Source organism: Pseudomonas sp. P9_2 (genome assembly GCF_034008255.1).
Classification (GTDB): domain Bacteria; phylum Pseudomonadota; class Gammaproteobacteria; order Pseudomonadales; family Pseudomonadaceae; genus Aquipseudomonas; species Aquipseudomonas synxantha_A.
Map to the genome: position 1 here is coordinate 801662 of NZ_CP125376.1, position 11909 is coordinate 813570.

Below are 11909 nucleotides of genomic sequence, written 5' to 3' on the forward strand. Positions count from 1 at the left end.
CGCCACTCAGAGATAGGAAAGGAACAGGCTGTCGAGCAACCGCGACCAGCCAGACACCAGCACGAACAGCAGCAGCTTGAGCGGCAGGGAAATGGTCATCGGCGAGACCATCTGCATACCCAGCGCCAGCAACAGGTTGGAAACAATAAGGTCGATCACGATGAAGGGGATATAGATCAAGAACCCGATCTCGAACCCCGCCTGCAATTGCGAAAGCACAAAGGCCGGGATCAGCAGGATAAGATCCTCACGCTGTACCTCCTGAGCCATTTTCGCAGGCCACAGACGTGCGGTATTGTCCAGTAGATGGGTCAGCACATCCGCGTCCACATTACGCAGCATGAATGCACGCAAGGGGTTGATGGCCTCATTGCCGGTATGCAGAAACGTTTGCACGTTGCTCATGTCCAGAGGCGACGCCTTGATATTCTCGGCGATTTCGTACCCCACCGGCGCCATGATGAACAAGGTGGCCGCCAGAGCGATTCCGTTGATGGCCATGCTCGGAGGTACCTGCTGTACGCCGATGGCATTGCGGGTAATCATCAGCACAATCACGATTTTCAAGAAGGCTGTGCAGACCACCAACAGCATGGGCATCAACGACAGCGCGCCCAGAAATATCGCCAGGACGATCGGGTCCAGCCCTTGAAGTATCATCGACCGAACACCACTCGGGACAACTGCAACCCCAGGCGCCCGTCAACTTCCACCAACTGCCCCTGGCCGATGGGCCGATCGCCATAAAACAGACCCGCCATGCCTGGGGCAAAGCCGGTAATGCCCAGTACCGAGCCGGGCACGAGGTTACGCAACTCCCCCAGGGTCAGGTTCAGTGTTCCGCAGCGTACGCTCAGCGTCATGCTCAATTCATCGAACGGCTCGGGGCCGAATACGTCCATTACGGGTTCATCGTCTTCATGCCCCGAGTGATGAGGTACATCTAAATCTTCGTCCACAGACACGTCCTCGATAGAAGTAAGAGTGAAACGTAACCACCCGGTGTCATCGTCAATGCCGCCATGCAGGCGCTCTCTGCCGACCGACACATAACCGCTGCCCCGGGCCTGGAAAAAGGTCTGTTCAAGCAGCAGCACATCGCCGGCTCGCAGACTGCCGGCCTGTACAATCGGTAACCGCAACCGCCCAAGGGTCACGGCAATTGCCAGTTGAAACGACAACGGCAGCGGCGCAGCCGTGGCCCGCCAGGCCCCCGCCTCGTACAAAGCCAAAAAGCTTTCGCTGCTCAACCACACATAACCCTCAACCCACGATGCCCCCAGGGTCACGGTGAGGCGACAGCCAAAGCCCTTTGGTCGCCCGGTGTGTAGCAATCGCACATAACCCAACAGCGCTCGCACTTCGGGGCTCAGGTAATACTGAAACAACGTCCAGAACCAGGAATCCGGTTCGTTGTCGACCCCTGCAAGGGTCACCGGACATTCGCCCAGCAGGCTAAGCAACGGCCCCGCCTTGGCGAGCGCCAGCACACCGCACTGCGTGTCGAAGCACACCACGTCACCGCCAACAGGCGCACGCCCAGGCTCAAGCCGCAACTCACCGGCCTGACCCGCAACATGGAACGGCAGGTACAGGCCGCGACCCAGCTGGCGGCGTGCGGCAACCCCGTCACTCTGGATCGAAGGTAATGTCAGTAGCGGTACGATCATGGGTTGCCGACGCTTGGCAAAAGAAGGCTGACCGGCAGCCCCAGCGCTTGCGTAAAACGGTCCTCACACTGTTGCCGTACGCCGCTGAGCCAGCGGGCCGTGGCGTCGTGTTCCGCTTCCAGTCCAATGGCCCAGCCGCTCTGCTCTCGGCGCACGCTGGCGTTGATCCGCCCCAGGCGTGGCAAGTACAACACTGCCTGCAACGGCCACTGCGAACCGGCCAACACACGAGGCGTCAGTTGTTCGGCCAGCGCCTCGATCATGGCAATACCGGCCGCAGATTTTTTTCGCGACAAGGAGGCGCTCGTCCCGGCGCCCTCCCCATCACCCGCAAACAAACGCGCAAACAGTCGCCCTTGTTCCCACGCAACCACGCCCGCCGCTCCTGACTCACGCTCTTCGCGCTCACGCAGGGGGGGTCGTTCAGTGGGTTTATTCGCAACCTGGGTCATGTCGGCTCCTGTGCAAGCAAAAGTGATAGCTCCTGTAACTTCTCCACCTGTCGCAGGCATTCGGTGGCTTGCCTCTGAGCACTGCCAACGTGGTGTTCCTTTTCTTGCCGTTGGTTGCGCAGCGCCTCAAGCTGCCCCTCTTCGCGCTGGGTACTGGCGGATAAGGAGCGCTCCTGTGCGTTCCAGGATTTCAGGCCCGCCAAGGTCAAGAGCTGGCCCTGGTGCTGACTGAGCAACTCAGCACTTTGCCGGGCTTGCTCCTGCCGAGCGTGTTCAAGTGCATCCTGGGCCTGCTGGATATGCGCGAGCAGGGCCTGCTGCGCACGCTTGGCCTCACGCAGGGCACGTTCGGCACGATCGGCCCTGTGCCTGCGCAGGCAACGCAGCATCTGCACTTCATCGTGCAGCACATCAGAAGGGGACATAGGTCGTCAGCTCCTTGAGTTGCTCCAGCGTGACGGCCATCGGTGTCGGCTCACGCAAATCCTGGCGCAGGAAACCGTCCACCGCCTGGCGACTGTTCACGGCCAGGTCCGTCAACGCATCGCTGCCAGGCTGGTACTCGCCCAGCTTGAGCATCAACTCGATCTGCTGGTACGCCGATAACAACCGTCGCAACGCCGTGCCCGCCTGAATATCCTCTGGCGCCGCAACGTTGCTCAATATTCGTGAAAGGCTCGCCAACACATCCACCGCCGGATAGTGCCCACGCTCAGCCAATTTGCGCGACAGCACGATGTGGCCGTCGAGCAATGAACGTACTTCATCGGCCACCGGGTCGTTCATGGAGTCCTGCTCAATCAGCACTGTGTAGATCGCTGTGATCACGCCGTCACGGGTCAACCCGGCGCGCTCCACCAAGCGCGGGAGCAAGCTGTACACCGAAGGCGGCAGGCCTCCGCGCCCCAGGGGTTCGCCGGCAGCCAGGCCGATTTCACGCTGGGCCCTGGCGAAACGGGTCAGGGAATCAATCAGCAGCAACACCCGCTGGCCCTTGCGCCGAAAACCTTCAGCCAGTGCCGTGGCGGTAAAAGCGGCGCGGGCACGCTCCATGCTGGAGCGATCAGACGTGGCACACACCAGTACCGCTTTGGAGCGCAGTTGCTCATCGAGCTCATGGTCGAGAAACTCACGCAGCTCGCGCCCCCGCTCGCCGATCAAGCCGAACACGATGACATCGCATTCGACGTTACGGGCGATCTCGGCCAACAAGGTGGTTTTGCCACAACCGGCCCCGGCGAACAGACCGACACGCTGGCCTTCACCGAGCGTCATCAATCCATCGATGGACCGCACCCCGGTGGCCAGCGCACGGTTGATACGCGGCCGCTCGGTGGGCAAGGGCGCTTCACATAACACCGGGCTGGTATCCGGCAGTTCGGATTCGACAAATGCGCTGGCACCCTGGCCCGTAATCGGCCTTCCGAAACCATCCAGAACCTGGCCCAGGAGCGCCTCGCTGACTTGCACCCTATGCGACACGCCCAGGCGCTCGACCGGCGCCCCCACGCGCACGCCTTCCAGGTTCCCAAGGGCACTGAGCACCGCATCCTGCTGATCAAAACCGATGATTTCAGCGAGCATGCAGTCACCCGGACCTTTTTCCACCTGGCACAAGTCACCGATACGCGCCTGAGGCAGCCGGCACTGCAGCAGCATACCGTTGACGCGCTGGATTCGCCCGCGCATGGACACCGGCGCAAAGCTGCCAAGCGCCTGGGCCTGGCGTTGCTGCCAGGCGTCCAGACGCGCTTGCTCGGAGGTACTCACCAGTGCACCTCGTAACGCTGTGCGCCATCAAAAACCACTTTGCTGTTGTCGATCAGCACCAGGCGCAAGCCGTCCACCTGATCCCCCAAAAAGAGCCGGCTACCCTCTTCCAGAACCACATGGCCGTTAGGTCCGCCGACTATTTGCACGATCCTGAACGGCAAGGCGTCATCTCGCACACGTACACGACTGATCACCGGCACCATACTGTCGAATTGCTCACCAAAGCGGCTGAGCATCCGCGACACCAGCTCCACGTCGTCCTGGGAAACATCGCCGTTTAGCACGACTTGACCGTTGATGACTTGCAAGTCGATCCGTTGGCTCAGCTCACGCTCGCCGAGCATTTTCAACAACTGCTGACGCACATCAAACGGTGAAGCCAACTCTTGTTTGCCAATCACCGATGGCATCAGCGAAGCCTGCGCGTCATGTTCCCCGGTTGAAACCATGCCCACCACTGCGATGACTACCGCCACCACCAGCATCAGGCTGATCAACCGCTTTTGCTGCGAGGGTGAGATGGACGATAACGGCAGTGTCTGCACAGGTTGTTCCGGTGATGGCAATGCTGCAGATACCGGGGCCTCAGGTTCAGGCCCAGGCCATGGATGATCTGCCAAGGCGACGCACAATCTCACGCTGCCCACCAGAAAGGGCGCGTTCAACGCCAGGCTCGGGATCTGCGCCAAGGCCTGGCCATCAGCCCCGTACACCAGCTGCGCCTGGGCCTGCACCGACCAGTTAGCGTCGCAAAACTGCAGCAGGGCATGATGCTCGGCGACCCCAGGATCGCTCAGCACCAGGTCAGCGTCCGGCTGGGCACCGATGCTCCATCGCTCGCCGAACAACGGCAACGCAGCGCCCTGGCGCAGCCCATCAAGCACGCGTAACTCATACATCATCGAGCCCTCCTTCGTACTGTCCATGGCTGCGAAATCATGCCGCTGCGCCACGCATCAATGCTTCCTGACCGAGGTCAATGCGCCCCAACACCTTGACCTTGGATGTGCTCCCCAACTCAGCGAAAGACAGCACCGGTACATGGTTGAACTCTTCGAGCAATAAAGTCCGCAAGGGGCTGCGCAAGTCCTGCGCCACCAACATCACGCTCTTGCTCTTGGCCCTCAAGGTAAAGGCCTGATTGAGCAGGTTGATAAACGCCGCGCTGTGATCCTGGTCCAACGCAAAGAACACCCCGGTCTGGGTCTGGCGCAGGGCTTCGCGCAGGATGTTTTCGCTTTGCGCAGACAACAGCCAGGCGTGCAGGCCGTCGGCTTCGCTGTACTGGTGATAGATCTGCGCCTTGAGAGCAATGCGTGCATAGTCGGCCAGGGCTTCCGGCTCACGCTCATGCTGTCCGTACTCGATCAGCGATTCGACAATCAGCCGCACCGCCCGCAGCGGGACACCTTCACTGGCCAGGCGCTGCAACACCGCAGAAAAACGCGACAGCGGCATGATGCGCTGCAGTTCCTGCACCAGTTCCGGCTGATTATGCTCAAGCCAACTCAGGATCGACTTGCTCTCCTGAATCCCCAGGAACTGTGGCCCGCTGAGCATCATCGCCTTCCTCATACGCTCCAGGATCAGGCTCGTGGCGGTGAAGCGCTCCAGTTGCGGATCATCAAGCAGCGGATCGTCAGGGGCCAACCAGAGCCAATCCTGTTCATCGCGCTCAGCCAACCCGGCGATGGCGTGCTCTGGCTCAACCTCAAACGCCATGCGCTCAACAGCCATATGATTGACCACTGACGCCCTGACCATGGGGACTTCATGCACACAAAAGCGCATCTCATCAGGGGCCAGGGAGTCATCGAGCTCGACTTCGAACGGCGGCAATGTCAGGCCAATATTGGCGACCAGCGAATTTCGCGCCTGGCGAATCCCGTGAATCAGATTCGTCACTTCAGGCGTGCCACGCAGAACAGGGGAAAACTGCAACAGGTAAGGGCGCGACGGGTCAAAGCCGCGCAAGTCCTCTTTACCGTTCTCTTCAGGGCGAACGACTTCGGCGGCCTCGTTGGAAGGCCCTGCCTGGTGTTGACGCTGGCGCACCAGGTAGTAACCCACGCTGCCGGTGATCAGCGCGATCAGGATAAATACCAGAGTAGGCATGCCAGGGACTGCGGCAAACGCAAGCATTCCCACCGAGGCAATTATCCAACTCTTGGGCTCGCTGGTCATTTGCCGGGCAATTTCGACGCCCATGTTACTGACGCCTTTGCGTCCATCCGGCGCAACACGGGTGATGATCATGCCCGCAGTCAAAGAGATCAGCAGCGCCGGAATCTGTGCAATCAGGCCATCGCCGATCGTCAGTACCGAATACAACGCCATCGAATCGCCTGCGCTCAAGCCGTGCTGGAACATTCCTGTGGAGAAGCCGCCCAACAGGTTGACCACGACGATGATCAAGCCGGCGATGGCGTCGCCCTTGACGAACTTCATCGCCCCATCCATGGCCCCGAACAGCTGGCTCTCACGCGACAACTGCTCACGCTTGTCCCTCGCCTGCATGCCGTCAATCAGCCCTGCACGCAGATCGCTATCGATAGACATCTGTTTGCCCGGCATCGCATCCAGGCTGAACCGCGCCGCCACCTCGGCGACTCGCTCCGAGCCTTTGGTGATCACCAGGAAGTTGACCAGGGTCAGGATCAGAAAGATCACCATCCCTACCGCCAGGTTTCCCCCCACCACGAAATTGCCGAAGGCCTCGACGATGTCACCGGCATCCTGTTCCAGCAGGATCAAGCGCGTGGTCGCAATCGACAGCGCCAAACGAAACATGGTGGTCAGCAACAGGATCGATGGGAACGATGAGAACGCCAGAGGGCCTGGTAGATAAAGCGCCAGTACGATCAACAGGCAAGATATGCAGATATTGAGCGCAATCAGAATATCTACCAGCCAGGTCGGCAGTGGCACGATAAAGATAAAAACAATGGCCATGACCACCACGGCGCCCAGCACTTCTGCGCGCTGTGCCACTTTGAGCAGCAAGCCGTTGATGGTCGACAGCAGGGTCACGTCATAACCCCGGCCAACTCAGGAAAACGCTGGGTACCACCGTCGATCCGGTTCAGCTCGTCCATCACCGCTACAAACCTGAACAAGGTTTCCTCACGGACTCTACTGTCAGACCATAAGGCCAACGGCAACTGCCGGATAAGAGGGTAAAGCGCGTTGAGAGCGGCCAGTTGCCTGGAGGGCGAACCACTCCCCATCTCATTCCCCAACCGCAGGATTTCCTCGGCGGCAATGCCGCTGTCGGCGTATCCAAGCAGGCGCTGCAGCAGGGAAACGGCATCCTGATCGATGCCCAGTCGCAGGTTGAACGCCAGGCAATCGGCCAATACGGTGCCCAACTGCCCACAACTTCGCAGGCCCAGCAGCAAAGAACGCAGCAGTGGGGTGGGCATCGATGACACCCGGGCCGCGATATCGTCTGCCAAGGCTTTACGCATCACATTGAGCCCTTCATAGAAGCGCTCGCCGCCGTATACGCCCAGCAGGGCTTGCATCATGGTCGCCAGCGATTGGCGCGTGACCACGCTGGCATAGTAGAGCGCGCGGAGCGCCTGGCGTTCCTGCGGGTCTGCGCCGGTTGCTTGCAAAGCGACGGCAATGTTCAGGCCAGCCTGGATTTCTCCTTTGAAACGCGCCTCGAATTTGGCAATGGCTGCGCGGGCCAAGGCAGCCTCGGATTTACGCAGTTCAGTGTCCGCCTGGCTTGCCACGTGCTTGAGGACCACGAACGCACGCGCCGGGTCGCCGCCTGTGAGGTCGAGCAATTTGTCGACGCTGGCGTTTTGCAGTAACTGCATCCTGATGCGGCGAGAAACCGAGGCCATGCTCGCCTGGGCCGGATGCCCCAACTGGTCATAAAGCTGCACCAGTTGTTCCGCAGCAGGCACGCGCGGGCCCATCTGCCGCTGGGCCAGCGGAAGTTTATTGAGCTCTACTTCCTGAGTGAACAGTTGGGCCAGTTCATCAACACCCTTCGCAGGCGCAGGCACGGCAGTATTGCTGATAACAGGTTGATCCAGGCGTTGGACCGTTGGCACATCGTTGCGCGATTCGACTTTCATGGACAGGCCAGTTCAGGAAGAGTGTGTCTCTGTGTGGCAAAGCCTACCCATATGGTTCCATTGAAAATCGAGACGACGGCAGGTTTGAAAATACTTGCACGGACCTCTAATCCTCACGTGCAAAAGTCTGCGCAAAAAAGCATCAATTCAAGATATTTATATATATAAATTAAGTAGTTACGTGATTTTTTCTGTTTGGCACAAGCAGTGCAATCGGGTTCCTGTCGATACGTTTCGACTGCGTCTACCTTAAGGAAAAAATCATGAATATTCCTATTGAAGCCTTAGTTCACCTTGGTGGCAATTCGCCTCAATTCATGCTTCATCTGACAGACGATCAACAGAAAAAGCTTCGCCGCTTTATTCATAAACGCGTGCTTAACCCGGAAGATGCGGATGATCTTTTGCAATTGACCTACCTGGAAGCCTGGCGTAATCGCGACCGTTTCAGCGGCACCGCAACGCTCAGCACCTGGATGTGCGGCATCGCGCAGAACCTGATCCGCAATCACTTTCGGCGCCTGTATGCCAAACCCGCACATTGCGAATTCGATGAGTCGCTGTGGCATGGCCAGGAAGATACCCACAGTCTGGATTGGGAGTTTGAGATCAACCGGCGCCTGGAAAATACCCTGAGCGCTATCGATCACTTGCCGACCGAGATGCGCAAGACGCTGTACGCCTCATTGGAAACCGACGGTAGCTATCAGGACACCGCCGACGTACTGGACATCCCTATCGGCACCGTGCGCTCGCGCCTGTCACGGGCACGCGAACAGCTCAAGCGCGTGACCCACACCCCCCTGCATCGCTAAGCTGAATTAGCCGGGCAAGCGTTGGGCGACAGGGATATCTGCCCAACACTGTCAGACTTGGCCTGATAGACACCAATGCTCTGCATCTGCCCCCGCTACAGAGCGCATCGGCCAGCGCCCCTCCCTGCCGCCTGTCACCCAAAGCAGCGTTTTCGGTTAAACGGTTGAAAGCGTAGAAAAAAACTCAACAAAAAGACTTGACGCATTGCCGTTCCGAGCGAATAATGCGCGCCACTTGGCTACATAGCTCAGTTGGTTAGAGCATAGCATTCATAATGCTGGGGTCCGGGGTTCAAGTCCCTGTGTAGCCACCAAGTACTAAAAACGGCTTACCGAAAGGTAGGCCGTTTTTTTGTGCGCGTAAAAAACTCCCCAACTGTATTTTGACGCCCCCCACCCCCACTGTTAGTGTCCAGCCTCCCTAAAATGCGGAGTGCCCCGATGAAACTGGACATCTACCAAGTCGACGCTTTCAGCCAACACCCCTTCGGCGGCAACCCGGCGGCGGTGTGCCCGCTCACCGAATGGTTGCCCGACGAGCAACTGCAGAATATCGCGGCTGAAAACAACCTCTCGGAAACCGCGTTTTTTGTACCCCGTGGCGAGTTCTACGAGCTGCGCTGGCTCACCCCCGAAGTCGAGGTAGACCTGTGCGGCCATGCCACCTTGGCGGCGGCCTGGGTATTGATTCATATGCTGGCCGATGCGCCGCAAGTGCTGCGTTTTGCCACGCGCAGCGGCGAGTTGCGGGTGACGCGCAATGGCGATGAACTGGCGATGGATTTCCCGGCCAAACAGCCCCAACGCTGCGAGCCACCGGCCGGAATGTTGAGCGCACTGGGCATTGAGACTGCCGAGGTGTTTGGCACCGATGACTACATCGTGCTGGTGGAAAATGAAGCGCAGGTGGCGGCACTGACACCCGATTTCGCACGGCTCAAGGGCCTGCCCAAACGTGGGATTGCAGTCACCGCCAAAAGCACACAGTTTGATTTCGTCTCACGCTGGTTCGGCCCGAATGTGGGGGTCAATGAAGACCCGGTCACCGGCTCGGCGCACACTTCGCTGGCACCGTTCTGGGCCGAGCGCCTGGGCAAGTTGCAACTGACCGCCGAGCAAGGCGGCCAGCGCAAGGGCCAGTTGCGCTGTGAACTCAAGGGCGACCGCGTGATTATCTCCGGCAAGGCGGTGCTGTACATGCAAGGCACGATTTATCTGTAAAACGCAGTTCCCGAAGGACAACAGATCATTCTCAAAATGAACGGAGTTCAGCGCGTGTTTTTGACTTCCCGCCGTCAGTTGACGGTCATCGCAGCAGCCCTGGCCCTTGCGGCCTGCCACACGTCTGTCACCGAACAACCACCAGCACCGGAGCTGGGTTCGGGCTACCGCACTGACCTGAATACCCGCCACGCCGAGCGTCATATGGCCGCCGCCGCCAACCCGCTGGCTGCCGAGGCCGGACGCGAGATGTTGCGCCAAGGCGGTTCGGCCATCGACGCGGCGATTGCGATGCAAGCGGTGCTGACCCTGGTGGAGCCACAGTCTTCCGGCATTGGTGGCGGTGCGTTCATCATGCTGTGGGATGGCAAAAACGTGCAGGCCTACGATGGCCGCGAGACCGCACCGGCGGGGGCGACCGAGCGCTTGTTCCTGAGGGCCGACGGCACGCCGATGGCGTTCACCGATGCGCAAATTGGCGGGCGCTCTGTCGGTACGCCGGGTGTATTGCGCGCACTGGAAATGGCGCACAACAAGAGCGGCCATCTGCAATGGGCAAAGCTGTTCGAGCCGGCGATCCGCCTGTCGGAGCAGGGCTTTGCCATTTCACCGCGCTTGCATAGCTTGATCGCGGCGGATCGCTTTATCGCGCAATCGCCCGAGATGGCGGCGTACTTCCTGAATGCCGATGGCTCGCCCAAAGCCACCGGCACGCTGTTGAAAAACCCGGCGCTGGCCGAGGTATTCAAGCGCATCGCCAAGGAAGGGCCGGATGCGCTGTACCACGGGGCGATTGCCGATGAGATCGCACGCAAGGTGCAGGGCAATCACAATGCCGGCAGCTTGTCCGTAGCCGACCTCAAGGGCTACAGCGCCAAGGAGCGCGCCCCACTGTGCACCGACTACAAACAATGGAAAATCTGCGGGATGCCGCCGCCCTCCTCTGGCGGGATTGCCGTGGCGCAGATCCTTGGCACCTTGCAGGCGCTGCAGACCCGCGACCCGCGCCTGGCGATCGCGCCGATGACCCCGACCAAGAGTACTTCGCCGGCCGGGCTTGAACCGACACCCGAGGCCGTGCACCTGATTGCCGAAGCCGGGCGCCTGGCCTTTGCCGATCGCGCCCTGTATGTGGCCGATGCAGACTTCACCCCCGTGCCGGTTGCCGGCCTTGTTGCACCCAACTACCTGGCCCGGCGCGCCGCGCTGATCGGCGAGCGCAGCATGGAGGTCGCCAAGCCTGGCCAACCGGAGGGCGTTCAAGTGGCGTATGCACCGGATCGCTCGCCGCTGCGCATCTCCACCTCGCAAGTGGTGGCGGTGGACGACCAGGGTGGCGCGGTGTCGATGACCACCACCGTGGAAGCGGCGTTCGGCTCCCACGTGATGGTCCAAGGCTTTTTGCTTAACAACCAGATGACCGATTTCTCGTTCATCCCCGAAGAAAACGGCCAGCCTGTGGCCAACCGCGTGCAACCCGGCAAGCGCCCGCGCTCGGCCATGGCTCCGACCCTGGTGTTCGATCGCAACAGTGGTGAGTTGCTGGCCACCGTGGGCTCCCCGGGCGGTTCGCAGATCATCGAGTACGTGAGCAAATCCCTGGTGGCCATGCTCGACTGGAAGCTCGACCCGCAAGCGGCCATCAGCCTGCCGAATTTCGGCAGCCGCAATGGCGCCACTGAGTTGGAAACCGGCCTGTTCAGCCCTGCGCTCAAACAAGCGCTCAAGGACAAGGGCCATGCCCTGAGCGAGATCGATATGACCAGCGGCGTGCAGGCCATCGTGCGCACGCGGGATGCCCAGGGCAAGGTGACATTGAGCGGCGGTGCTGACCCTCGGCGTGAAGGTGAGGCGCTGGGTGACTAAGGGGTTTTGATCAACGGAGAA

11 protein-coding genes and 1 tRNA gene are annotated in these 11909 nt (G+C 60.1%); 4 read left to right on the forward strand and 8 right to left on the reverse strand.

All coding sequences use genetic code 11. The features are described from left to right. Positions 1 to 6: 6 nt before the first annotated feature. The 8 genes from sctR to QMK52_RS03585 are packed head-to-tail and all read right to left on the reverse strand — an operon-like array spanning position 7 to position 7986. Positions 7 to 660: a type III secretion system export apparatus subunit SctR gene (gene sctR, locus QMK52_RS03550; RefSeq protein WP_005784580.1), complete on the reverse strand. Its 654-nt coding sequence runs from the start codon at positions 658 to 660 to the stop codon at positions 7 to 9. Then, a complete protein-coding gene (locus QMK52_RS03555; RefSeq protein WP_194440021.1) occupies positions 657 to 1670 on the reverse strand; it encodes a FliM/FliN family flagellar motor switch protein in 1014 nt (337 codons plus the stop codon). Before QMK52_RS03555 ends, sctR begins: the two co-directional genes overlap by 4 nt. Further along, the gene (locus QMK52_RS03560) at positions 1667 to 2122 is read right to left on the reverse strand and encodes a type III secretion system HrpP C-terminal domain-containing protein (protein ID WP_005784576.1); all 456 of its coding nucleotides are present in this window, start codon (positions 2120 to 2122) and stop codon (positions 1667 to 1669) included. The genes QMK52_RS03555 and QMK52_RS03560 overlap by 4 nt, the downstream gene beginning before the upstream one ends. Continuing rightward, complete coding sequence (sctO, locus tag QMK52_RS03565; protein ID WP_005784574.1) at positions 2119 to 2547, reverse strand: type III secretion system stalk subunit SctO; 429 nt, start codon at positions 2545 to 2547, stop codon at positions 2119 to 2121. The genes QMK52_RS03560 and sctO overlap by 4 nt, the downstream gene beginning before the upstream one ends. Then, entirely contained in the window at positions 2534 to 3892 is a 1359-nt protein-coding gene (locus tag QMK52_RS03570; protein ID WP_005784571.1) for a FliI/YscN family ATPase, read from the reverse strand. The genes sctO and QMK52_RS03570 overlap by 14 nt, the downstream gene beginning before the upstream one ends. Continuing rightward, positions 3889 to 4794 (reverse strand): FHA domain-containing protein, encoded by a 906-nt coding sequence (locus QMK52_RS03575; protein WP_005784569.1) that lies wholly within the window; start codon positions 4792 to 4794, stop codon positions 3889 to 3891. Before QMK52_RS03575 ends, QMK52_RS03570 begins: the two co-directional genes overlap by 4 nt. Positions 4795 to 4831: 37 nt before the next feature. Then, a complete protein-coding gene (gene sctV / locus QMK52_RS03580) occupies positions 4832 to 6925 on the reverse strand; it encodes a type III secretion system export apparatus subunit SctV (RefSeq protein ID WP_320403814.1) in 2094 nt (697 codons plus the stop codon). Then, entirely contained in the window at positions 6922 to 7986 is a 1065-nt protein-coding gene (locus QMK52_RS03585) for a TyeA family type III secretion system gatekeeper subunit (protein ID WP_320403815.1), read from the reverse strand. Before QMK52_RS03585 ends, sctV begins: the two co-directional genes overlap by 4 nt. A 263-nt stretch (positions 7987 to 8249) precedes the next feature. Between QMK52_RS03585 and QMK52_RS03590 the strand changes: the two genes are divergently transcribed. The 4 genes from QMK52_RS03590 (at position 8250) to ggt (ending at position 11888) form a co-directional block, all read left to right on the forward strand. Beyond that, entirely contained in the window at positions 8250 to 8801 is a 552-nt protein-coding gene (locus QMK52_RS03590) for an RNA polymerase sigma factor (RefSeq protein ID WP_005784564.1), read from the forward strand. A gap of 237 nt (positions 8802 to 9038) precedes the next feature. Then, a tRNA-Met gene (locus QMK52_RS03595) sits at positions 9039 to 9115 on the forward strand. Between the two features lie 127 nt (positions 9116 to 9242). Then, positions 9243 to 10022: a PhzF family phenazine biosynthesis protein gene (locus tag QMK52_RS03600; RefSeq protein ID WP_005784562.1), complete on the forward strand. Its 780-nt coding sequence runs from the start codon at positions 9243 to 9245 to the stop codon at positions 10020 to 10022. A gap of 36 nt (positions 10023 to 10058) precedes the next feature. Further along, entirely contained in the window at positions 10059 to 11888 is a 1830-nt protein-coding gene (gene ggt / locus QMK52_RS03605) for a gamma-glutamyltransferase (protein ID WP_320403816.1), read from the forward strand. Positions 11889 to 11909: the final 21 nt, after the last annotated feature.